The 23,551-nt window shown below is 54.9% G+C and carries 17 protein-coding genes and 1 tRNA gene; 8 read left to right on the forward strand and 10 right to left on the reverse strand.

The window, feature by feature from the left end; translation table 11 throughout:
• Positions 1-9 precede the first annotated feature (9 nt).
• Genes citG through citC form a run of 6 tightly spaced genes read right to left on the reverse strand, consistent with a single transcriptional unit; the run spans position 10 to position 5,254 of the window.
• Positions 10-933 (reverse strand): triphosphoribosyl-dephospho-CoA synthase CitG, encoded by a 924-nt coding sequence (gene citG / locus EBA31_RS17275; RefSeq protein WP_122080651.1) that lies wholly within the window; start codon positions 931-933, stop codon positions 10-12.
• Entirely contained in the window at positions 914-1,462 is a 549-nt protein-coding gene (gene citX / locus EBA31_RS17280; protein ID WP_020827710.1) for a citrate lyase holo-[acyl-carrier protein] synthase, read from the reverse strand. Before citX ends, citG begins: the two co-directional genes overlap by 20 nt.
• A gap of 4 nt (positions 1,463-1,466) precedes the next feature.
• A complete protein-coding gene (gene citF / locus EBA31_RS17285) occupies positions 1,467-2,972 on the reverse strand; it encodes a citrate lyase subunit alpha (RefSeq protein WP_044552441.1) in 1,506 nt (501 codons plus the stop codon).
• Positions 2,972-3,892: a citrate (pro-3S)-lyase subunit beta gene (gene citE / locus EBA31_RS17290; protein WP_020827712.1), complete on the reverse strand. Its 921-nt coding sequence runs from the start codon at positions 3,890-3,892 to the stop codon at positions 2,972-2,974. Before citE ends, citF begins: the two co-directional genes overlap by 1 nt.
• Positions 3,876-4,184 (reverse strand): citrate lyase acyl carrier protein, encoded by a 309-nt coding sequence (gene citD / locus EBA31_RS17295; protein ID WP_044552444.1) that lies wholly within the window; start codon positions 4,182-4,184, stop codon positions 3,876-3,878. The genes citE and citD overlap by 17 nt, the downstream gene beginning before the upstream one ends.
• Positions 4,181-5,254, reverse strand: coding sequence for a [citrate (pro-3S)-lyase] ligase (gene citC, locus EBA31_RS17300; RefSeq protein WP_122079841.1), 1,074 nt, complete (start codon positions 5,252-5,254; stop codon positions 4,181-4,183). Before citC ends, citD begins: the two co-directional genes overlap by 4 nt.
• Before the next feature lie 331 nt (positions 5,255-5,585).
• Here citC and dpiA point away from each other — a divergent pair, with 331 nt between their 5' ends.
• From dpiA to katG, 7 genes are all read left to right on the forward strand, one after another.
• Positions 5,586-6,272 carry a two-component response regulator DpiA gene (gene dpiA / locus EBA31_RS17305; protein ID WP_122079842.1) on the forward strand — a complete coding sequence of 229 codons (687 nt, stop codon included), beginning with the start codon at positions 5,586-5,588 and terminating at the stop codon, positions 6,270-6,272.
• A gap of 113 nt (positions 6,273-6,385) precedes the next feature.
• Positions 6,386-9,475, forward strand: a complete 3,090-nt coding sequence (locus tag EBA31_RS17310; protein ID WP_122079843.1) for a beta-galactosidase — start codon at positions 6,386-6,388, stop codon at positions 9,473-9,475.
• Between the two features lie 113 nt (positions 9,476-9,588).
• Positions 9,589-9,664: transfer RNA gene (locus EBA31_RS17315), tRNA-Asn, on the forward strand.
• A 373-nt stretch (positions 9,665-10,037) separates the two neighbouring features.
• Positions 10,038-11,351, forward strand: coding sequence for a hypothetical protein (locus EBA31_RS17320; protein WP_122079844.1), 1,314 nt, complete (start codon positions 10,038-10,040; stop codon positions 11,349-11,351).
• Between the two features lie 384 nt (positions 11,352-11,735).
• Positions 11,736-13,139, forward strand: coding sequence for an AAA family ATPase (locus EBA31_RS17325; protein WP_122079845.1), 1,404 nt, complete (start codon positions 11,736-11,738; stop codon positions 13,137-13,139).
• A 28-nt stretch (positions 13,140-13,167) separates the two neighbouring features.
• Positions 13,168-13,818, forward strand: coding sequence for a hypothetical protein (locus tag EBA31_RS17330; protein WP_162302905.1), 651 nt, complete (start codon positions 13,168-13,170; stop codon positions 13,816-13,818).
• A gap of 909 nt (positions 13,819-14,727) precedes the next feature.
• A complete protein-coding gene (gene katG / locus EBA31_RS17335; protein ID WP_122079847.1) occupies positions 14,728-16,926 on the forward strand; it encodes a catalase/peroxidase HPI in 2,199 nt (732 codons plus the stop codon).
• A gap of 130 nt (positions 16,927-17,056) precedes the next feature.
• Here the strand turns inward: katG and EBA31_RS17340 are convergent, their stop codons facing one another.
• From EBA31_RS17340 to EBA31_RS17355, 4 genes are all read right to left on the reverse strand, one after another.
• Complete coding sequence (locus EBA31_RS17340) at positions 17,057-18,478, reverse strand: MFS transporter (RefSeq protein ID WP_238387476.1); 1,422 nt, start codon at positions 18,476-18,478, stop codon at positions 17,057-17,059.
• A gap of 191 nt (positions 18,479-18,669) precedes the next feature.
• Entirely contained in the window at positions 18,670-19,860 is a 1,191-nt protein-coding gene (locus tag EBA31_RS17345) for a sugar transporter (protein ID WP_122079848.1), read from the reverse strand.
• A 161-nt stretch (positions 19,861-20,021) separates the two neighbouring features.
• Entirely contained in the window at positions 20,022-20,963 is a 942-nt protein-coding gene (locus EBA31_RS17350; protein ID WP_122079849.1) for a sugar phosphate isomerase/epimerase, read from the reverse strand.
• 23 nt (positions 20,964-20,986) lie between these two features.
• The gene (locus EBA31_RS17355) at positions 20,987-22,165 is read right to left on the reverse strand and encodes a Gfo/Idh/MocA family protein (RefSeq protein ID WP_122079850.1); all 1,179 of its coding nucleotides are present in this window, start codon (positions 22,163-22,165) and stop codon (positions 20,987-20,989) included.
• Between the two features lie 321 nt (positions 22,166-22,486).
• Between EBA31_RS17355 and EBA31_RS17360 the strand changes: the two genes are divergently transcribed.
• Positions 22,487-23,521, forward strand: coding sequence for a LacI family DNA-binding transcriptional regulator (locus tag EBA31_RS17360; protein WP_122079851.1), 1,035 nt, complete (start codon positions 22,487-22,489; stop codon positions 23,519-23,521).
• Positions 23,522-23,551 lie beyond the last annotated feature (30 nt).

Consider the following 23,551-nt stretch of genomic DNA (forward strand, 5'->3'; position numbering starts at 1 on the left):
AGCTATGCCCTAGGGATTCCAAGTTGTGGCTTGAAAGGCGGCGGGCTTAGTGGAATTCGGTAATTGCGCCAGCAGCCAGGTGACGATCAACAGATCGGCACTGCCGCCTGGGCTGAGATTGCGGTGAATGCACTCGACGTCGAATTGCCGCAGGCGTGCTATGCCCTGCTTGCCCTGGGCTCCCCCCTGCGCCAGCAGTTCGCCGGCACGCCGCTGCAACCAACGCAGGCCTTCGAGACCGCCGCGTGAGGCGACGTTGGTGTCATCGTTGTTGGCCATTAGCCACAGCAGGCTGTCCATCAGCGCCGTTTGCTCATCGCACCCGTCGTTCAGCCGTTGCAGGTACAGCGGCAGCGCACCGTTAATCACCCGCTCGAAGCCGGACTCTGCCTCGCCGCGCGCGCCGCTCAGGCCGTGTTGGGCAAACAGCCTTTGGCCGGCGGTCTGCAACGCATTGCGCTGTTGCAGCTCGCGTGCCACCAGCCCACGACACATCGACGCCACTTCGGCGCACAGCGTGGCGGCGTCAATAGGCTGCGGCCTCTGGGACAGGCGGCCGAAAGCGGTGCACAACAGGCCGAGGGAAAATACGCTGCCTTTATGGGTGTTGACGCCACCGGTGGCCTGGAACATGTGGTTTTCGCAGGCCAGCCCCAGCGGACGCAGCCTGACCAACTGCTCGGCAGCCGGGCAACGGGCGTCTTCCTGCCCCTGGCGGACAAAGCGCGGCAGCCAGATGCCGATAGCGCGGGCGCTGCGGTAAAAATGGCCGATGTTCATGTCCCGGTGGGCACCGTTGTTGTGGCGATCCACCAGCCCCGGTTTGGGCGTCAGGTTCACTTCGACCAACAGGGCGCGGTAGGCGGCATGGGCAAAGCCACTGACCGGCGCCGATGGGCTACACCGGGCGAGTTCAACGGGTTGAGAGCGCATCATTGAGCATCCTTTCCATTTCCTGCAGCAGCTGTTCGCTGCTGTGTCGCCGCTGACGGGCGCAGATTTTGGCCGGCTGGCTGCACAGCAGGCAGCGGCGCTCCGCCAGCCCCAGATCGCGGCGCGATAAAATACGGCCCTCGGGATCCAGCACGTCGATATCCCACAGCCGACCTATCGGCTGCTGAACCTCCAACTGCATGGCGCAGTCTTTCACCCGTTGGGCATCGGCCTGCAGCGCCATAAACCCTTCGCAACCGGTGGAAAGCGCCAGCGCTTCCGCCTGCAGGCAGTGCCAGTTTTGCTCACGCCCCATTTGCTGCAGCGCCTGCCAGCCGAGGTTGAAGATGTTGCGGGTCAGGGCACTGTCTTTTACCGCACCGGGCACCACCAGCGTCAGCACCAGCAGCGTGGAAGCGTGCTGAGCCTGCCACGCCTGCTGCCGTGCCTGGCGGCACTCGCGGCTGGTCAGCAGTTCCGGCAGGCTGACGGCGCGGTTGGCGGCCAGTTCAGGAGGGACGCAGGTCATCACGTTACTCCGCCACCTGATGCACCACGTCGATCACCGAACCGTCGCGATAACGCACGACCGCCACCACTTTGTCGGTGAAGGCGATCGGCTGCGGTTCGCCGGTCAGCAACAGCGCACGCTGGCGTAGCCAGTCGATGCCAACCACCGGCAGCCCGGCCTCTTGCAGCCGCTGCGCCAACTCCGGCCGCGCCGGGTTAACGGCAATACCGTGATCGGTAACCAAAATGTCGATGCTGGAGCCCGGCGTGACGCAGGTGGTCACCTGCTCGACCAGCGTTGGAATGCGCCCGCGCACCAGCGGTGCGACGATGATCGCCAACCGTGCCGCCGCGGCGGTGTCGCAGTGACCGCCAGAAGCCCCGCGCAGCACGCCGTCGGAACCGGTCAGCACGTTGACGTTGAAGCCGGTATCGATCTCCAGCGCGCTTAGCACCACCACGTCAAGCCGGTCGACCGAAGCGCCCTTCGAACTGAAGTTGGCATACTGATTGGCGCTGATTTCAATGTGATTGGGATTGCGCGCCAACGACATCGCCGCCGCGCGGTCAAAACTCTGCACGTCCAGCAGGCGAGCAATCAGCCCTTTTTCATGCAGATCCACCATGGTTGAGGTAATGCCGCCGAGGGCGAAACCGGCGCGAACGCCACGCGCGCGCATTTTGTCTTCCAGAAAACGCGTCACCGCCAACGAAGCCCCGCCGGTGCCGGTTTGCAGCGAGAATCCTTCGGTAAAGAAGCCGGAACCGGCAATCACTTCGGCAGCGCGGCGGGCAATCAGTAATTCACGCGGGTTGGAGGTCATGCGGGTGGCATCGGCACCGATCTTGTCGGCGTCCCCCACTCGCTCGAGTTGAACGATCAGATCGACCCGATCCTGCGCCAGGCTGGCCGGATGATGCGGATAAGGCAGGATCGCTTCGGTCAGCAACACCACGGTGCCTGCGGTATCGGCATCCACTTTGGCGTAGCCCAACGAACCGCAGCAGGCTTCGCCGCTGTAGCCGTTGGCATTGCCGAATTCGTCGCAGGCCGGAACCCCGAGGAAAGCGACGTCTATCGCCAGTTCACCGGACTCGATCAGGTTGACGCGGCCACCGTGGGAGTGAATTTGTACCGGTTCGGCCAGCAGGCCGCGTGAGATGGCATCCGCCAGCGGGCCGCGCAGGCCGGAGGTGTAAATGCGGCTCACCACCCCGTTGCGGATATGGCCGACCAGCGGCGCATGGCATTCGCTCAGCGAGCTGGAGGCCAGCGTCAGGTTGCGGAACCCCATCGCCGCCAGCGTTTCCATCACCTGATTCAGCGCCAGATCGCCGCCGCGAAACGCGTGGTGGAAAGAGATGGTCATTCCGTCCTGCAAACCGCTGCGGCGTACCGCCTGTTCCAGCGTGTCGCAGCGTTTGATATCGCGCGGCTTGCGCGCCTGCAGGTTGGCCTTGGAGGCATCCTGATAGCAGCGCAGGTCCGCCAGGTTGTTCAGGGTCATCAGTCGTTGTTGGCGTTTCATTATGCTTCCTCTCCGTGCTGAACCGACGCTTCGCGGATGCCGGAAAGCGCTGCGCGTTGCAATACCAGCCGCGCGCGTTCAATCACCGGGCTGTCGACCATCTTGCCGTTGAGCGACACTACCCCGCGCCCTTCCTGCTCCGCCGCCGCCGCGGCATCCACCACCCGCTGGGCGTGAGCCACTTCTTTGGCGGTTGGCGCATACAGGTTGTGCAGCAGTTCGATTTGCCGTGGGTTAATCAGGGATTTGCCGTCGAAGCCAAGCTGTTTGATCAGCGCCGCTTCCTGCAGAAAGCCGGTTTCGTTATTGGCGTCGGAATACACGGTGTCGAACGCCTGAATGCCCGCGGCCCGCGCCGCCTGTAATATCGAGCAACGCGCAAAAAGCAGCTCAATGCCCTCCGGCGAACGTTCGGTACGCAGGTTGCGCACGTAGTCTTCCGCGCCGAGCGCGATGCCGATCAAACGCGGTGAGGCATGGGCGATGGCGACCGCCTGGGTGATCCCCGCCGCCGACTCAATCGCCGCCAGCAGGCCGGTACTGCCCACCGGGCGCCCGCAGTCGGCTTCGATGGCGGCAATTTCGCGATCCATATCCACCACGTCCTGCGCGCTGTCGGTTTTCGGCAGGCGCACGATATCCGCCCCGCCGCGCACTACTGCCTGCAGATCCGCCAGCCCGTAGGCGGAATCCAGTGCGTTGACGCGCACGATGGTTTCCACTTCCTGATACAGCGGGTGTTGCAACGCGTGATACACCAGTCGCCGCGCGGCGTCTTTTTCGCGCAGGATCACCGAGTCTTCCAGATCGAACATCAGCGCATCGGCCTGATAGATAAAGGCGTTGCTCACCATGGCCGCATTGGCACCGGGCACGAACAGCATGCTGCGGCGCAGACGGTGTTTATTCAGCGTTTTCATGACGCGTCCCCCATGGCAGTAGGCCATTGTCGCTGGCGCGCATCAGCGCGGTTTCCAGCCGGGCCCGCAGCACGCAGTCGAGCGCGCCTTTGTCGTCCACCATCACCTGCACCGGCTCCACCTGATAACGTTGCAGCACCTCCAGCAACGTTTGGCGGATCGCTTCGCCGAACTGTTTCTCTACGCTGCTGGCGATCAGCAGATCGTGTTCCGGCCCCTCGGCGGGGGCGATGCGCACCATGACATCGCTGGATTCCAGCGTGCCGGCCATTGCTTCTCGGATAATTTTCATCTTTCACCTGATTGTGCGGATTCAAAGGGGGGTGTCGCCGGCTTGGCCCGGCGCTGCGTTTGCAAATCTTGTAGGTAATACAGGGTGTCCGGCGGCACCAGCGGCGCGGCGGCGTGAAAGTCACCGGCGGCCAGCAGCTTGCGCACCCAGGAGGCGGAGATCGCCGTGCCCTGATATTGCAAACGCTCGATTTCCACCAGCGCGATCGGCGGGCTGGGCAGCGCCGGGGTTTCCAGCCAATAACGCATATCGCGGTTGTACTTGGCGGTGACCGCGCAGAAAGGCTCGTTGCCGACGAAGCGGTGGGTAATGCCCAACGCGGGCGCCAGATACTGGCGGAAGATCTTCAGATCGATTTCGGTGTAGCAGTCGTCGGCAATACCTTGATCTTTAATGAAGTAACAGGGGAAGGTGGCGCGTGAAATGACGTATTGCGACCCTTCGTGCACCGTCAGGTTAGGAATATCTGCGGTGCCCGCCAGCACCAGCCGCCGCCGATCTTCATAGCTGAAGCGCGAGGTATTTTCCTTGACCAAAAACAGGTGCAGCCAGTCGCATTGCGCAGCGGCCTGGCGCACCAGGTATTGGTGGCCGCGGGTAAAGGGGTTGGCGTTCATCACGATACTGCCGATGGTGGTGCCCGGCCGGCGCTGGCCCGCTAACTGAGCGGCATAGCGTTTAAGCCGGCACGGGCTGTTTTCCATCAGCACCACGATGCCCGGCACCCGGGCGATGGGGTAGAAACCGCATTGCTGGAACAGCGGCTCATTTTGGATTTTGGTGTAGATAAACAGCTGGGTGTGATGGCGTTCATAAGCCAGATTCACCAGCTCCGTTGCCAACGTCAGCCCCAAACCTTCGCCGCGCATTTGCGGGCTGATGGCGACGCATTTGATAATATTGTCGGCAATGCCGCCGCAGGCGACCAACTTATCGTTTTGCGTCACGGTAATAAATATTTCAACCGTGGTGTCAATATTCAGATCGTTACTGCGCAGGAAAGCATTAATCTGCGCGATACTTTTATGATCGGACCTTTTGACTCGATTAAATAGGGTGTCGCCCAACATAACACGCTCTCTGGGTTAACTATTAAATAACAAAATAAATACAAAAAAGAGTGTCGGTTAACATTTATCACTGGAATTAAAACCTTAAAAACCATGGAGATAAATCCACCAAGGACATCTAATGAAACAATGGTAAACAGAAAAAAATAGCGAATTATTGACCTATTTCACAAACCCCTTTCGGTTAATAAGTTATTTAATGTTCTTTATTTACTTAATTATTTTTATGGTGTTTATTATTGAGATAATCTTTATTTTACGCGGCAATTAACTTACATTTTCGTAGCATATTGATCGCAATCTGCAAGACGACGGGGAGACGGGATTCACTATGGAATGGCTGAATATACTGATCGTCGAAGACGAAACGCCGCTGGCAGAAATGCACGCGGAATTTATCCGGCAAAACGGCGGCTGCCGACAAATCTGGTTGGCGGGTACCCTGGCGCAGGCCCGTACCATGGTCGAGCGCTTCAAGCCGGATCTGATCCTGCTGGATAACTTCCTGCCCGACGGCCAGGGCATTGAGCTGCTGCGCGAACTGACGCTGAGCGGTTATGCCGGCGGTATCGTCTTTATCACCGCCGCCAGCGACATGGATACCGTGGCCGAAGCCCTGCGCTACGGGGTGTTCGATTACCTGATCAAACCGCTGGCCTATGATCGGCTGGCCCACACGCTATTGCGTTTCAGCCAGCGGCACCAGGCGCTGAAGGATAAGGCACACCTTAACCAGCGCCGCATTGATCAGATGTTCAATACCTACGCCCGCGGCGAGCCTATGGCGACATTGCCGGCAGGCATCGATGAGCTGACGCTGGTTAAAATACGCGGCCTGTTCGAACAGCCCTCGGCCAGCCACACCGCTGAAAGCGTTGCGCAACAGATGGGGTTAAGCCGCACCACGGCACGCCGTTATCTGGAGTTTTGTACCGCCGCCCAGCAGCTGCGCGCCGAAATCATTTACGGCAAGGTAGGCCGTCCGCAGCGGATTTACCGGCCTGCTCGGCCAGAATAAGCGGTTATTTGATCGCCCCTGCAAGCTTGAATGTAACCGCTTTACTTTTTGGGTTCTCCTCAGCATCTTATTCGGCATGATGCCCCTCTACTCTGCCGACAGGACGATCGCCGATGAGTGCTCTGCCCTCTCCTTCCCTGAAAGACCTTATTGCCCGCCGGGACTGGCAAAATCCGGCCTGCACCCATTATCAGCGGCTGGCTGCGCATCCGCCTTTTGCGAGCTGGCGCGATCTGAACGCGGCACGTGACGACAGCCCCAGCAGCAGCCAGAAAACGTTAAACGGCCACTGGCAGTTCAGCTATTACCGCAGCCCGCAGGCGGTGCCCGAAGCCTGGCTGCGGCAAGACCTGCCCGATGCCGACCGGCTGGCGGTGCCGTCCAACTGGCAACTTGCCGGTTATGACGCGCCGATCTACACCAACGTCCGCTACCCGATCCCGGTCAACCCGCCGCTGGTGCCGGAAGAAAACCCGACCGGTTGCTATTCCCGCCAGTTCACCGTCGATCCCGCCTGGCTGGCCGAGGGGCAGACGCGCATTATCTTTGACGGCGTCAACTCGGCGTTTTACCTGTGGTGCAACGGCCATTGGGTCGGCTATTCGCAAGACAGCCGCCTGCCCGCCGAATTTGACCTCAGCCCCTGGCTGCAGGCCGGTGAAAACCGACTGGCGGTGATGGTGCTGCGCTGGTGCGATGGCAGCTATCTGGAAGATCAGGATATGTGGCGCATGAGCGGGATTTTCCGCGACGTCAGCCTGCTGCATAAACCCGCCACCCACCTGAGCGATATCCGCATCACAACTCCGCTTTACGACGGCTTCCGCCGTGGCGAACTGGTGGTGGAAGCGCACGTCAATCGACCGACGCAGCACCGGGTGCAACTGCAGCTGTGGCGCGATGGCCAGTTGATTGGCGAAAAAATCCAGGCGCTCGGCAGCGAAATTATCGACGAGCGCGGTGCCTATGATGACCGCACAACGCTGCGCCTGCCGGTGGAACAGCCTGCATTGTGGAGTGCTGAAACCCCAACGCTGTACCGGGCCACGCTGGCACTGTTGGCGCCAGACGGAGAAATTATTGAGGTGGAAGCCTATGACGTTGGCTTCCGTCAGGTCGAAATCAGCAACGGGTTGCTGAAGCTGAACGGCCAGCCGCTGCTGATCCGCGGTACCAACCGGCATGAACATCACCCACAGCACGGTCAGGTGATGGATGAAGCCACGATGCGCCACGACATTCTGTTGATGAAACAGCACAACTTCAATGCGGTGCGCTGCTCCCACTACCCGAATCACCCGCTGTGGTACCGGCTGTGCGACCGCTACGGGCTGTACGTGGTCGACGAAGCCAATATTGAAACCCACGGCATGCAGCCGATGAACCGGCTTTCCGACGATCCGCTGTGGCTACCGGCGATGAGCGAGCGCGTGACGCGCATGGTGCAGCGGGATCGCAACCATCCCTGCATTATTATCTGGTCGCTGGGCAACGAATCCGGCCACGGCTGCAATCACGATGCGCTTTATCGATGGGTGAAAAGCCAGGACCCTACCCGCCCGGTGCAGTATGAAGGCGGCGGCGCCAACAGCGCCGCGACCGACATTATCTGCCCGATGTACGCCCGGGTGGATCAGGATCAGCCGTTCCCTGCCGTGCCCAAGTGGTCGATCAAGAAGTGGATCGGCCTGCCGGATGAACAGCGACCGCTGATCCTGTGCGAATACGCTCACGCGATGGGCAACAGCTTCGGCGGTTTTGACCGTTATTGGCAGGCCTTCCGCCAGTATCCGCGCCTGCAAGGTGGCTTCGTCTGGGACTGGGTCGATCAGGCACTCACCCGCCGCGATGACAACGGAGATGAGTTCTGGGCGTACGGCGGCGACTTCGGCGACACGCCTAACGATCGGCAATTCTGCCTTAACGGCCTGGTGTTCCCCGATCGCACGCCACACCCGGCGCTGTTCGAGGCGCAACGCGCCCAGCAGTTTTTCCAATTTGCCTTTGATGCCACAACGCTGACGTTGACCGTCAGCAGCGAGTACCTGTTCCGCCATAGCGATAACGAACGGCTGGACTGGCGGCTGGAGCTGGACGGCGTAGAACGCGCCAGCGGCAGCTTTGACCTCGCGCTACCACCGCAGGGCAGCGCCAGCTTCCACCTGCTCGACCGCTTGCCGATACTTCATCAGCCCGGCGAGCTGTGGCTGAATGTGGCGGTGGTGCAGCCCAAGGCCACCGACTGGTCCGAAGCCAACCATCGCTGCGCCTGGGATCAATGGCCGGTACCGCGCACGCTGCATTTGGCGCCGCCGGCAACGAAAGGCCTTGCCCCACAGCTGAACCAGAATGAGCGGACGATTGAGATCAGCCATGGCGAGCAACGCTGGCAGTTTACCCGCGAAAATGGCCTCCTGAGCCAATGGTGGCAAGATGGCGAAGCGCTGCTGCTGACGCCGCTGCAAGATAACTTTATCCGTGCGCCGTTGGATAACGACATTGGCATCAGCGAAGTGGAACGTATCGATCCCAATGCCTGGGTCGAACGCTGGAAGCTGGCCGGCATGTACCGGCTGGAAGAGCACTGCGTGCTGCTGCAGGCCGATCTGCTGAGCGACGGCGTAAGGGTGGTGAGCGAGCACCGGTTCGGGGTAGATGGGGAAACGCTGTTATGCAGCCGCAAACAGTGGTTGTTCGACAGCCAGGGCGCGGTCAGCGTCAGCGTTGACGTCGCAATCGCCGCCAGCCTGCCGCCACCGGCGCGTATCGGCCTGACCTGCCAACTGGCGGACACCCATCCGCAGGCACAATGGCTGGGCCTGGGGCCGCATGAAAACTATCCGGACCGTCGCCTTGCCGCGCAATTCGGGCGCTGGCAACGACCGCTGGAAGAACTGCACACGCCGTATATCTTCCCCGGCGAAAACGGCCTGCGCTGCGACACCCGCCAGTTGCAGTACGGCGACTGGCACGTCGACGGGCAGTTCCACTTTTCACTCAGCCGCTACGGCCTGCGTCAGCTGATGGACTGTAGCCACCAACACCTGTTGCAGCCGGAAGCCGGTACCTGGCTCAACCTGGACGGCTTCCATATGGGGGTCGGCGGCGACGATTCCTGGAGCCCAAGCGTCAATGCGGACTACCTGCTCAGCCGCAGCCATTACCACTATCAGCTGCGGTTAAAACGCGCGGAACTGGGCTAAATCTGCCAAAACGTCAACGGGTTGCGCATTCTGTAAGCAAACAGTCACAGAATGCGTAATCCGCCTTTGACATGCTGCCAACACCCCGTTATGATTCCGGCCGTTCACACGATTCCTCTGTAGTTCAGTCGGTAGAACGGCGGACTGTTAATCCGTATGTCACTGGTTCGAGTCCAGTCAGAGGAGCCATATTAGAGAAGCCCGCTCAGGTAAACCTGAGCGGGCTTTTTGCTTTTGTTTTTTCTGATCGGCGGCTATGAGCGAAAAGCTGACATACACTGTGGATGAATTAGACCCTAGTCTATCTGGTTAAACGGTTCCATCCTGTGTCTTTCTACTACTCATGATACTAGCTATTATATTTTTACTATATATTTGGTAGTGCTGTTCGAATAGTCTAACATTTATCCATCAAACATAGGCAAAAATGATGAAGTTGAACGAGAAACAAGCTACCATGATATCTATAAGGTTTGAGCTTGATGAAACTTATTATAGTGAGAGTTATTAGGCCTCTGCTGGATTACGACTAATCGTTTACTAATCATTTTTTTGGAAAAAGATGAAAATCATAGATGATATTTGTGCTTCAATAGCTGGGAATGCGAAGACAAGAATAAACGATCCATTTATTGGCACGTTTATAATCTCTTGGCTGGTATGTAATTGGAATCACTTATCCCGACTTTTCTGGGGAGAGGGGAAAGTTAATGAACGTATCGTAATCTTTTATAACTATCTTTATGAAACACCGATGTGGGGATGGAATTATGTGCTTTTAATCCCGCTATCTATTACATTGTTTTATTTGTTTCTGTTTCCATGGGTATCAATGTCCATGAATTTTCTTCAACACTGGGCTAATGAAAAACTGCATAAACAGGCTGTTGATAGAGAGTTAATTAAGATTAACCAACAAAAAAATCTCAACAAGGAGAAACTAAAAGCCAATCCAAACAAACAATTTCTTGAGCAGTTGGTTCAACAAGATATTGATAAGCGAAATGAGATACTGGAACATCTGAGACAAAGGAGTTCTCGTTTAGATTCAAAAGCTTTAGAAGCGAAAGAAAAAGCCAAAGAACAAGAAGCGAAAACACAAGAAGCAGAAAGCAAAGCAAAATTATTGAAATTAGAACTAGAAAAAAAGGACAAACAAACAGAGTTAGAAAAAATAAGATTCGAAAGTGATAGTGCGACAGCTAGGGCTACTCACGCTTCTAATCGATTCCCATCTACGTATTTTCTATTATTGAAAATAGAAGAAAGTTTAAATGAAGATAATATAAATATTTCTCTACACGCATTAGGTTCTATTGTGGCTGCGCTTTTTGGTTATGAAAGTTTTGAAGCACTTCTAAATGATAAAAGATTTAATAATGAAACCTTAGGGAAGGTTAAATACGTTTATTATGATGATGAGTTGGCTAAACGTCTTGAGCAGATTGTATTAGATGAGAATTCAGATAATGAAGATTTTTCAGCAGACGTTGTCTTTAATCATTTTGAAATGCTTTTTGACGGTGTACCTTTCAAATTAATTACTGGTGACAGTCTTGCCGAAGAATGCAAGGATGAATTTGAAAATAATTCATACGATATATTTGATGATAATGGGACTTCAGGCGCCATTGCAGAATCAGATACGATCTTTGAATTTGTAGAAGATATTAAGCTTGAGCACTTTGATTTTGATAATGGTTTTCATGCTGAATTATCTGCAAATGCAAGTGGCCACCATTATAAGGAAGACGGGGTTGATGGCCGGACTATGACTATTTCAGTTATTATGCAATGTGAAGTATTAGTTGGAAAGTTTGGGCTTAGTTCGATTGAACAAGGGGAAGTCAATGGAACTTTGGATGAATATGACTAATCGATCTGTTTTAAAACTTATCTGACTAACGTCCGCTGCTGGCACGTAGCGGACTAGCTCACTGGGCAGAAGGTCCGCTCTGAGCGAAAAGCGGAAGTTAAGCTAATTGACTTCATGGTGAATTTCAAATCAATTTTAACTATTTCTCAACAGAATGTGGCAAGTAACGCCTATAACAGTTATTACCATCGGAGATTTTTTGTACGCCTCTGGCACCGATGCTGGGAATGGCACTGACCGCATCATTTAAGAAGTATCTTTAAGCTGGACGGCAGCGTGCAAAGCTCGACTTTGTGAGCTGTCGCCAGAAGTCAAGCCGCAGTTGCGGCGCGACAGAAGTTTACATATGATGTGTTCATAGTGAAGAATTCAAGGGATAGAGATATGTCGTACATTAAAACCATAAATTTTTCCGCACATGCAATATTCAATAATTCAGAAGTAAGACTCAAAAACAAGAGAAGAACTGAGGGAAGTAATTTCATTACTTTACTCATTGGAGAAAATGGAACAGGGAAAAGCGAATTTCTAAAGGAAATTGTTGAATATTTTAGACTTCGAGAGCAGTCAAAAGGTAAAGCCATTAGTAAGTTTGTTAGAATAGACACACCCATTGATAAAAACACCAAATGGCCCGAAAAATTAATAGCCTCATCATTTAGTTTGAATGATAAGTTCCCATTTTTAAATAAAGATGCAGAAGAAAAAAATAAAGGTTTTTACCGATATCTTGGGATTAGAACTGCAAGCAATAATGCTTTTACAGGTAAGATGAGAGATGAATTATTTCATTGCATGGTGAAGATTTGTGCAAATCCATCTAGGTTGAGAATTTTTAAAGAAATAATTAATGACCTTGGCCTTCCATTAAATTATAAATTCGACTTTTCACAATCCAGAGGTGTTGAGGAACTTTTTGAAAATTCTCGTCAAAAATCAGTTTTAACTTTAAGTACAATAGTCAAAGACATGGTTGATAGTTTCAAAATATCAAATAGGTTTGCACCATCAACTTTAATTAAAATGCAAAATGACGTAATACTTAAGAATGATGTCTTGAGAAAAATAAATAAAACATTCAAAGATACTGAAAAAAATATCAGCATTAATTTTGACCTCGATGAAATGCTCAAAGTTGGCCTTCCGAAAAATGCACATGAAGTAGATTACGTTCTTAAATCGAGACTGATAACCTTAACTGATTTCTCTCCCGGTGGAAATATAAAGTTTCAACATTTGAGTTCAGGGCAGTTTCATTTATTAAAGAGCATCATTACATTAATGGCAGAGCTTGAAAACAGCTCTTTAATTTTAATTGATGAGCCAGAAATTAGTTTACATCCGAGTTGGCAAATAAATTACATGTCAGTATTAAATAAAATGATATCTCAATTTAATAACTGCCATGTTGTTGTAGCTACGCACTCACACTTAATTGTTACGACGTTACCCTTGAAAAACTCTGATGTCATTGTTGCTAGAAAAAATAAAATTAATGGGCAGATATTTTTCAGTTCACTCGATGGATCACCATCTGGATGGTCCGCAGACATGATTCTATATAGTGTTTTTGGCGTTTTGAATAAAAACAATCAATCATTCGATTATGATGTAAAATTTGTAGCTTCATCCATGAGCAACTGGACGCAAACATCAGAAAACATAAATAAATTACGTGAGGCAGTATTACGGCTATCTCAATACAAGCTTCCCGATGCGGATCCATTAAGTAAGTTTATTGTTCAATCCGAGATTTTTTTATCGAAGGTTGAAAATGAGACTTTATAAATTCGTTAAACCATCACAGGCGTTTATCTTGACTGGAAGTGAAGTCGCACTTGCAAATAAGTGTAATCTATTAGGTGCTAAGTCATGGAAATCTACTGCCTCTGAGTTAAACACTTTTATTCGCGGTGATATAAAAGCAAGGGAAGCACTTAAGAAAAAAATCAAAACTGCTTTGAAGGGATATCAAGAAAATCACTGTTTTTACTGTGGGATTCATTTTTCACATTTAAAAAATGAAAATTCAAATGTTCATATAGACCACTTTTATCCTAAAGGAGCTGAACATGGGAATTATGAGAAGTTCGTATTCGAAATGAATAACCTTGTTTTATCTTGCTGTCTATGTAATGGATTAGGTGTTAAAGGAGAAAATGATTACGGAATAAACAATGGCGAGTCTATTCTTAGAATTGGTAGCACTATCATACACCCATACTTTGATAATATTGATGAGCACTTCTTTCTAAATGAAAATACCGGTGTAATTGAGTTCATTAACATTGATAAATCCAAAGCAATTAAAACCGAAGAGGTTTTTAGATTAAATTCCCCCGCGCAAATAAGGGCTAGGCTTGGAGATATTCTAGTTGAATTTCTTACGGGAAATAACTCGGGAAGATCTTTGAGCGAAAGGATAACGGATTCTATTGGGCTTTCTGGTAGGGTGGCTTCAAATTGATTATTTAATTTTTCATTTAATACTCGAGAAAACGCACTCTCCTTAATACGATTCCCAATGAATTTATTAAGGGGGTGCATGATGAACTATGTTTTTTATCCATTAAGAAGTTTTTTGTTATTGGTCATTATTAGTTTTACTAAACCAGAGTGTACTGGCTTCTGAACTTGACGAGCTCGCCCCCCCTCAACGCCTAATTGACCAAGTCCAGCTATCCCTCAACTGCGCTCGCACCGTCGCTGCGCAGTCCGATCCCAATAGTCGCCGCCGTTGACCCGCTGCTGCATGCTTCGATCAGCGCATACTGAGAGCGGTCAGACTTCCTCACTTGCTAAGCCAAAAGTTGATGGCATTGCCGTTGAGCTTTTGCCAGCTTCAACTTCCGCTTTTGGCACAAAACAGACCTATCATCTTACCAAACCGCTACCGAATCCCCATAATTTGATTAATAACCCCTCTACCAGCACAACAAAAATTAATTAGCTTATTATTAATTTAATATTGGATAAATTATTTCCTCTCAGAGATACCATTTTATAACCTCCCACCAAAGAAGCATTAATCAAGAAATCCTCTTTATTAACGTAATTAACGCAACGCCTTGCTTCCCTCCCCTTAGCACCCCTATCAATAAAACAAAATTCAATAGCTAAAAACTATCACAACATTCAACTATTCCTATTTTATCTATCTGCATCTACTGACTACGCTTAATGCTGAGTGTCGGTAGGCTCCCCGCTGCGAGCCTGACGATGAGAGCTCATTTTTTATTTTTCTAAATCAGTTGATTAGATAAACCCTTAGCGCAACACCCGATGTGGGCTTTCGCCCGCGACAGCAAGCTAACGGCTCCCTCAGGCATCAGATTTTTCGGGCCTGGCGAGCAACCTACGAAGCAGAGAGCGCAACATGACAACTGAAAGCAAATGCCCCTTTTCGGGCGGCGGTAAACTGAATGCACCGCGCCGCGGCCCTTCGAATCAAGACTGGTGGCCCAACCAACTTAGCCTGAAGCCGCTGCACCAACACTCCCCCCTCTCCAACCCGATGGACCCGGACTTCGACTACGCCAAAGCCTTCAACAGCCTTGATCTGGCGGCGGTGAAACAAGACCTGCACGCCCTGATGACCGACTCGCAGGAGTGGTGGCCGGCGGACTTTGGCCACTATGGCGGCCTGTTTATCCGTATGGCCTGGCACAGCGCCGGGACCTACCGCATCGGCGACGGTCGCGGCGGTGCGGGTGAAGGCCAGCAGCGTTTTGCGCCGCTCAACAGTTGGCCCGACAACGTGAGCCTCGATAAGGCCCGTCGCCTGCTGTGGCCGATTAAGCAAAAATACGGCCGTAAAATTTCCTGGGCCGACCTGATTATCCTGACCGGCAACGTGGCGCTTGAATCCATGGGCTTTAAAACCTTTGGCTACGCGGGCGGCCGCGCCGACACCTGGGAACCGGATGATGTTTACTGGGGCTCGGAAAAGATCTGGCTGGAACTGAGCGGCGGTCAGAACAGCCGCTACTCGGGCGATCGCGACCTTGAAGACCCATTGGCCGCAGTGCAAATGGGCCTGATCTACGTGAACCCGGAAGGGCCGGACGGTAACCCTGATCCGGTCGCTGCGGCACGCGACATCCGCGAAACCTTCGCCCGCATGGCGATGAACGACGAAGAAACCGTGGCGCTGATTGCCGGCGGCCACACCTTCGGCAAGACCCACGGCGCGGGCCCGGCGTCGCACGTTGGTGACGATCCGGAAAGTGCAGGCCTTGAGCTACAGGGCCTCGGCTGGCATAGCAGCTTCGGTACCGGCAAGGGCAAAGACGCCATCACCAGCGGTTTGGAAGTCACCTGGACTACCACCCCGACCCAGTGGAACCACGACTTCTTCCGGCACCTGTTCGAATACGAGTGGGAGCTGACGCAAAGCCCGGCCGGGGCGCACCAGTGGGTGGCCAAAGACGTCGGCGAAACCATTCCCGATGCCTTCGATCCCAACAAAAAGCAGCGCCCGACCATGCTGACGACTGACCTGTCGCTGCGTTTCGATCCGGCCTATGAAAAGATCTCACGTCGTTTCTATGAACATCCTGACCAGCTTGCCGATGCCTTCGCCCGTGCCTGGTACAAACTGACCCATCGCGATATGGGGCCACGCGCTCGCTATCTCGGCCCGGAAGTGCCGGCCGAAGAGCTGATTTGGCAGGATCCGATCCCGGCGGTCGATCATGAGTTGATTAACGATCAGGATATCGCCGATCTCAAAACCCGGATCCTGGCCTCCGGCCTGCCGGTGTCGGTGCTGGTTTCCACCGCCTGGGCATCCGCCTCCAGCTTCCGCGGTTCCGACAAACGCGGCGGGGCCAACGGGGCGCGCATTCGTCTGGCGCCACAAAAAGATTGGGCGGTGAACGAGCCTGCTCAGCTGGCACAAACCCTGGCCACGCTGGAAGGTATTCAGCAGGCCTTTAACCAGGCGCAGTCAGGTAACAAACGCGTTTCGCTGGCAGACGTGATCGTGCTGGCCGGTGCGACAGGCATTGAGAAGGCGGCGATCAGCGCCGGGCACCCGATGAGCGTTCCCTTCACGCCGGGCCGCATGGACGCAACGCAGGAGCAGACCGACGTCGAATCCTTCGAAGCGATGGAACCGGTGGCCGATGGCTTCCGCAACTACCTGAAGCAGCAATTCAGCGTGCCGGCCGAGGCGCTGTTGGTTGATAAAGCCCAGCTGTTGACGCTGACCGCGCCGGAAATGGCGGTATTGGTGGGCGGGTTGCGGGTGCTGAACGCTAACGTCGGTCAAAGCCAGCATGGCGTGTTGACCCAACGCCCGCAGGCGCTGACCAACGACTTCTTCGTCAATTTGCTGGATATGGGCACCACCTGGAAAGCGGCCAACGAAGACGGCGTGTTTGAAGGGCGCGACAGCCAAACGGGTGCGCTCAAATGGACGGCGACGCGTGCCGATCTGATCTTCGGTTCGCACTCTCAGCTACGGGCTTTGTCGGAAGTCTACGGCAGCTCAGACGCCCAGGGCAGCTTCGTACGCGACTTTGTCGCCGCCTGGACTAAGGTGATGAACCTCGATCGTTTTGATCTCGCCTAAGAGATATAACGGGCGCAGCATGCAGCGCCCCTACGCTAAACACCAGTGAAGGCTTTGTCAGTAGCCTGAAAGCCCGCTTAGGTCAGCTTAAGCGGGCTTTTTATTTCACAGGATCTCACGCGAGTAGTACTCAAATATTTTCCAGATCGATGCCGCGCGTTTTCGGGCCAAACACGCCGATCACCACCATCACAATCAGCATGCTGGCCACGATAAACGCGATAACCCCCACCGAGCCGCCGTATTGCAGAATGATGCCGATGATCAGGCTGCTGAATACCGTCGACAGTCGGCTGAACGAATAGCAGAAGCCGACAGCGCGGGCGCGTATATAAGTCGGGAACACTTCCGATTGATAAGAATGGTAGCTATAGGTCAGCCAGGCATTGGACCAGGTGATGAAGAAACCGCAAAGGATCAGCCAGACGGGGTTGTTTTGCAGGGCAAACAGCGAGCCGAAGATCACCGTCACCAGGCAGGAAAGTACAATCTGCCACTTGTTTTCCATCTTGTCGGCATAGCGGCTGCACAGCAGCGATCCCAGCGGGTAAGCCAGGGTAATAAAGAAAGAATACAGCAGGCTGTGGGTGATGGAGGCCCCCTTTCCGGCCAGCAGAGCGGGCAGCCAGTTGCCAAAGCCAAAGAATCCAATGGCCTGGAAGAAGTTCATCACCACCAGCATCAGGGTGCGACTGCGGTAACGCGGCGACCAGATATCCTTAAAGCTCCCCTGCGCCGGCATTTCGCTGTGTGCTTGCGCGTCATGCGCGGGGAAATCCGCCGTATGGGTGACGCCGCAGCGCCGTTCCATCGCCTGCATCACCTGCCGGACCTCCGGGTAGCGCCGCTGCTGTGCCAGCCAGCGCGGCGATTCCGGCAGGCCTTTACGCACCAGCCAGATCACCAGCGAAGCCACCGCACCGGCGATCACCACGTAACGCCAGCCGCTCAGGCCCAGGATGGTTTGCGGCACCAGCCACCACGACATTAACGCCACCGTCGGCACGGAAAGAAACTGGATGAAGAAAGAGAAGGCAAACGCCCGGGTGCGCAGATGTGCCGGCACCCATTCGGTCAGGTAAGTATCGATCGTCACCAGCTCGATGCCCAAGCCGACGCCGACCAAAAAGCGCAGGAAGATCACCCATTCGGCCTGATGTTGAAAAGCCAGACACAGCGAAAAGATGCCATACCAGGCCAGTGCGAACATAAAGGTGGTGCGGCGGCCAAAGCGGTCGGCATAGGGGCTGAGCAGGCTGGCGCCGATAAACAGGCCAAGGAATGTGGCGGAGGCGAATGCCGCCTGGTCGGAGACGCCGAACACGCCCTGCGCACCGGTATGGAAGATGCCTTCGGCGATTAAGCCGGTGCTGATATAGCCGGTCTGGAACAGATCGTAGAGTTCAAAAAAACCGCCCAACGCCAGCAAGGCAATGAACCGCCAAAGACCGGCGGAGGTAGGCAATGCATCAATTCTTGCCGACAGATCCCGTTCATGGATCGGCGACTGGGCCGCCCCCACGCTTCCCGCAACCAAAGACTCACTCACCATTAACCTCGCCATAACATAATCGATAATTTTCTATGCTATCGGCTCGGCGTCGGAGTTAAATATTTAATTAGCAGACTATGAAAAAAATATAAGCATAAAAATCTGCAGCAATCTGTTTTGCTGAGAGAAAATTTAACCGGGGTGGCAATGCCCGACAGCGAGTCGCTGGCCCGCTGTCGGTGTGCAGGGGTTTAGCGGATGTGGTGGTGTTGCAGGCGTTCGCTGCGGTAAAAGTTCAGCACACACCAACCGAGGGCGATCAGCGCCAACGGCGCAGCGACAAAGCCGATGTTGCCCATGCCCAGATGCCGGCTGACCTGGTTACCCAGCAGCGCGCCGCCGCCGATACCGAAGTTGTACAACCCGGAGTAGATCGACATCGCCACGTCGGTGGCGTCCGGCGCCAGGTTCAACACCTTGGCCTGCATCGACAGGCCAATCGCCATGATGGCCATACCCCACACCGCAAACAGCAGCGTCAGGTGATTTTCATTGCCGGAGGCCGGCAACAGCAGCAGCAGGCTCAGCATCAACAGCGCGATGGCGCCGATGAAAAAGCCCGACGGGAAACGTTCGCTGAAGCGGCTAAACAGCAGGCTGCCAATGATACCGGCGGCACCGAACAGCAACAGCATCAGCGTGGTGAAGTTTTCCGACAGCCCGGCCACGGTCTGAATAAAGGGTTCGATATAGCTGTAGGCGGTGAAATTCGCCGTCACCACGATGATGGTCAGCATATACAGGCTGACCAGCGCCGGACGCTTAAACAGCATCGGCACGCTGGACAGTGAGCCGGAATGCTCGCTTTTCAGCACCGGCAGCAGACGCCACAGCAGCACCAGCACCAGGGTGGCACAAACCGCAATGCCGATAAAGGTCATGCGCCAGCCGAGGATCTGACCAATCACGCGGCCCAGCGGCAGGCCGAGCACCATCGCCAGCGCGGTGCCGCCCGCCAGCAGGCTCAGCGCCTGTGCCTTTTTGCCCGCCGGGGCGACCCGGATCGCCAGCGAGGCGGTGATCGACCAGAATACCGCGTGGGCCAGCGCCACGCCGGCACGGGAAATCACCAGCGTGGTGAAGTTCCAGGCCACGGCGGTCAGCACATGGCTGGCGATAAACAGTATGAACACCCCGATCAGCAGCTTGCGCCGTTCAATTTTGCTGGTGAGCAGCATACACACCAGAGAGGCGGAGGCGACAATCCAGGCGTAAATGGTGATGATCAAACCCACTTGCTCGGTTTGCATTGAGAAACTTTTGGCGATGTCGCTCAGCAACCCCACCGGAATAAATTCGGTGGTATTGAAGATAAAGGCCGAGACGGCAAGGATGACCACGCGCAACCAGGCGGTTGAGCGAGATACCTGGGTTTGTTCCATGTTAAACGGGATCCGGACAGGTGCGGGAAGTAGCGATATTTTAACCAACTGCCGGGGTAAATGCGATATAGATCACACTTTTATTGGCCTGTTTTTTTCGACAGTCTTTTGCCGCGCAAAGGCCTGCAAACCTGCAGGCCTTTGGCAGAAATAAACAGGCGTTATTGGCTGATGCAGCGTTGTAACGCCTCAACCGAGGTATGAATACCGGCATCGACCGACATGGTCAGATCTTCCATCTCCAGCGAGACCCAGTCGTTGTAACCCATCATGCGTACCACCGAGAAGAATTCCTTCCACCACTGCAAATCCTGCCCGCACCCGACGGCCACATAGTTCCAGGCACGTTGTGCAACCTGTTCCACCGGCCGTGTTTCCAGCAGCCCGTTGACCGCCACTATCCCCCTTTCCAGCCGCACATCTTTGCCGTGCACGTGGTGGATTGCGTCCCCCAGGCGCCGTGCGACGGCAATCGGATCGGCCCCCATCCAGATCAGATGGCTGGGATCGAGGTTCAAGCCCACCATCGGCCCCACCGCGTCGCGCAGCCTGAACAGCGTGTCCGGGTTCCACACCAGCATCGAGCTGAAATTTTCCAGCGCGAACTTCTCTATGCCGAACGCCTGCGCCTTATCTACCAGCTTCTGCCAATACGGGATCGCCACCTCGTTCCACTGGTAGTCCAGGCAGTTTTTCAGCGTCGGCGGCCAACTGACGGTATAGGTGATCCAGTTAGGGATGCTGTCGCCGGGCGCCGCAGGCGGCAATCCGCTCATCATAACGATTTTTTTCACCCCCAGGCCGGCGGCCAGCGCCAGCGTGTTGTCGGTCTCATGGCGGTGTTTTTCGCCCAGCACGCCTGGCTCCAGCGGATTACCGGAAACGTTCAGCGCCGCAATTTTCATGCCGCGGCTTTCCAGCGCCGCCATCAGCCGCCGCCGCTTGCCCGCGTCCTGTAACAGCGCCACGGTGTCCAGATGCGGTGCCGAAGACCAGCCGCCGGTGGTCATTTCCACGCCAAACACCCCCAGTTCGCCCAGGCGATCCAGCATGGCTTCAAACGGCAGGTGGCCCAGGCTATCGGTACAAAAAGAAAGTTTCATGCTCTTGCTCCGGGTAAATAGGTTTATTCAAAGGCCACCCAACGGGCGCCCTGGTTGGCGGAACGCACGCAGTTTTCAATCCAGCGCACGCCCTCGATCCCGGCGTCGATATCCGGATACACCAGTTGCGCCAGCGCCTGCCGATCGCCGCGGCGAGTGGCGTCGATAGCCAGAGCAAATTTCAGGTAGATGTTGGCCCAGGATTCGGTCAGGCCTTCGGTATGCAAAGCCCCCAGCCGTTCCCAGGCGTTGCAGGTATCGTCCAGATACGCCATGCCGCGATACAGCGTCTGGTTTGGCTGCCCCTGCACCTCGTAGCGCAGCTCGCTGGGGTTGATGTCGCTCCACTCCAGGCTGGCCTTCGACCCCACGATGCGAATGCGCTGGCTGCTCATCGCGCCGGCATTCACCGATGAAGCCCACATCCGCCCTACCGCGCCGCTTTCATAGCGCATCATCACCAGCGCGTTGTCTTCCAGCGGCGCACGCGAGGGAATAAAACTTTGCCTATCGCAGAGCAGCTCGCGGATCTGCATCTGCGGCATGACCAATTGGGAGAGGTAGTAGGTGTGGGTGGAAATATCCCCCAGCACAAAGCTCGGGCCGGAGATCTTGGGGTCAATGCGCCATTTCTGCGCTTCGCTGAGGCGATCCACTTCGTCCGTGGCATTAAAACCGTGGGTATATTGCAGATCCACCATCCGTACTTCGCCAATCTGGCCGTTGGCGATCATCGCGCGCATTTGCAGCAGCAGCGGGTGGCCGGAGAAACCGTAAGTCACGCCGACGATCAGGTTTTTTTCCGCCGCCAGCGCTTTAATTTCATAGGCTTCCTGGCTGGTGAAAAACAGCGGTTTCTCGCAGATGACGTGCAACCCGGCCTGCAGCGCCGCGCGGGTAATTTCGTAATGCGTGCCGTTCGGCGTCGCTACCGACACCACTTCAATGCCGTCCTCACGCAGCGCCTCTTGAGCGAACAACGTACGGTAATCTTCATAGCAGCGGTCGGCCGCTACCCCCAGGTTCACACCGAACTCGCGGCCGCGATCCGGCACGATATCAAACGCGCCGGCCACCAGCTCAAAAGCGGTATTATCCCGTAGCGCCCCGCAGCGATGCTTGTAGCCCACCTGCCCCAACCGCCCGCCGCCGACCATTGCCCAGCGCAGAGGGCGCGCCGTTTTTCTTTCGCCATTTAGCATAGTTGCTCCCGAAACCTTAGATTTCACTGTTTTCGTCGCATTGCACCCGGGTGCAAATTTTAACTGCACCCGGGTGCAAAATTAGGTAGCAACTTGACCGCTCAACAAATGCCACTTGCGATGGACTATTGGAGAGGGTTAAAAATAAGTCAAATGCGCCATAATAAATCTGCCGATCAGGATCACAAAATACCGCTAAAAAGATCCGCTGCGTTGTGCCGATGGCCCGCAGGATCCTCGCGCCGGCGTCGGCAACTCCCGCATTCGACCACGCTGTGCTAATCTGTTGAACCCATACCGTTTTTTCATCACGAGCGAAAGATGATGGCGAAGAAACCCGGCTCTACCCCGGCGCCCGCAGCACGCAAGGCGACGGCCAGCGATGTGGCCGCCCGCGCCGGCGTGTCTAAATGGACGGTATCGCGTGCCTTTACCGACGGCGCGTCGATCTCACCGCAGGCCATGCAACGGGTTCAAACCGCAGCGCGTGAATTGGGTTATCGCCCTAACCTGCTGGCGCGCAGCCTGTCGAAAAAGAGTACCCGCATCATCGGGCTGGTGGCGGACGAACTGAAAAACCCGCATATCTTTACGCTGCTGGATGAAGTGACCCGGCAGTTGCAAAGCCGCGGTTATATGGCGTTGCTGCTCAATATCACCTCTGAGCACGATTACGAGTCGGTGCTGACGCTGGCGGACCAAATGCAGGTGGACGGGCTGCTGTTCCTCGGCACGCTGCTCAATGACCGGCTGATCAGCCTGGCGCAGGACATTCACCGTATTCCGCTGGTAGTGCTGTATCGCTACAGTGAAAGCCCCTATATCCAGGTGCTGGCGACCCACGGTTATCAGGCTGGGTTCGATATCGGCGAGTTGCTGCTCCAGCAAGATTACCCGCGTATGGGCTATCTGGCGGGGCCAATCAGCGAATCTACCCAGTTGCGCCGCCTGGACGGTTTCCGTGCCGCGCTGGCGCAACAGCAGCGTGAGGTCAACATGGTGCTGCAGGCTCCGCACTACCAGCGTCTTTGCGGGATGGAGGCCTTTTCGACCTACCTGGCCGCCACCCCGGCAGAGCAACGGATAGACGCCATTTTTTGCGAGAACGACATTCTGGCGGTTGGCGTTATCGATGCCATACGCGCCACGCCGGGCTGTGCGCCGATTGCCGTGGTGGGCTTTGACGACATTGAGCTGGCGGCCTCCCCCAGCTACCAGCTAACCACTTACCGCCAGCCGATGCAGCAGCTGATAGCCGATGGCATTCACTGCCTGACGCAGGCCTTCGAACCCGGCGGACAACGGCTGTATACCGGCGAATTGATCGTCCGGCAATCACATCTAAAACAACCCTAAGACGGCGAGAAATCGGCTCACTGCTATTGA

Source organism: Serratia sp. P2ACOL2 (genome assembly GCF_003691565.1).
GTDB classification, from domain to species: Bacteria; Pseudomonadota; Gammaproteobacteria; order Enterobacterales; family Enterobacteriaceae; genus Serratia; species Serratia liquefaciens.

Excerpts from the sequence above, each read along its gene's own strand:
- EBA31_RS17320 (WP_122079844.1), top strand. The coding sequence starts at position 10,038 with ATGAAAATCATAGATGATATTTGTGCTTCAATAGCTGGGAATGCGAAG.
- EBA31_RS17340 (WP_238387476.1), bottom strand. The coding sequence starts at position 18,478 with ATGGTGAGTGAGTCTTTGGTTGCGGGAAGCGTGGGGGCGGCCCAGTCG.
- citD (WP_044552444.1), bottom strand. The coding sequence starts at position 4,184 with ATGAAAATTATCCGAGAAGCAATGGCCGGCACGCTGGAATCCAGCGAT.
- citG (WP_122080651.1), bottom strand. The coding sequence starts at position 933 with ATGCGCTCTCAACCCGTTGAACTCGCCCGGTGTAGCCCATCGGCGCCG.
- EBA31_RS17310 (WP_122079843.1), top strand. The coding sequence starts at position 6,386 with ATGAGTGCTCTGCCCTCTCCTTCCCTGAAAGACCTTATTGCCCGCCGG.
- EBA31_RS17350 (WP_122079849.1), bottom strand. The coding sequence starts at position 20,963 with ATGAAACTTTCTTTTTGTACCGATAGCCTGGGCCACCTGCCGTTTGAA.
- EBA31_RS17360 (WP_122079851.1), top strand. The coding sequence starts at position 22,487 with ATGATGGCGAAGAAACCCGGCTCTACCCCGGCGCCCGCAGCACGCAAG.
- citF (WP_044552441.1), bottom strand. The coding sequence starts at position 2,972 with ATGAAACGCCAACAACGACTGATGACCCTGAACAACCTGGCGGACCTG.
- citC (WP_122079841.1), bottom strand. The coding sequence starts at position 5,254 with ATGTTGGGCGACACCCTATTTAATCGAGTCAAAAGGTCCGATCATAAA.
- katG (WP_122079847.1), top strand. The coding sequence starts at position 14,728 with ATGACAACTGAAAGCAAATGCCCCTTTTCGGGCGGCGGTAAACTGAAT.
- EBA31_RS17325 (WP_122079845.1), top strand. The coding sequence starts at position 11,736 with ATGTCGTACATTAAAACCATAAATTTTTCCGCACATGCAATATTCAAT.
- dpiA (WP_122079842.1), top strand. The coding sequence starts at position 5,586 with ATGGAATGGCTGAATATACTGATCGTCGAAGACGAAACGCCGCTGGCA.
- citE (WP_020827712.1), bottom strand. The coding sequence starts at position 3,892 with ATGAAAACGCTGAATAAACACCGTCTGCGCCGCAGCATGCTGTTCGTG.
- EBA31_RS17355 (WP_122079850.1), bottom strand. The coding sequence starts at position 22,165 with ATGCTAAATGGCGAAAGAAAAACGGCGCGCCCTCTGCGCTGGGCAATG.
- EBA31_RS17345 (WP_122079848.1), bottom strand. The coding sequence starts at position 19,860 with ATGGAACAAACCCAGGTATCTCGCTCAACCGCCTGGTTGCGCGTGGTC.
- citX (WP_020827710.1), bottom strand. The coding sequence starts at position 1,462 with ATGACCTGCGTCCCTCCTGAACTGGCCGCCAACCGCGCCGTCAGCCTG.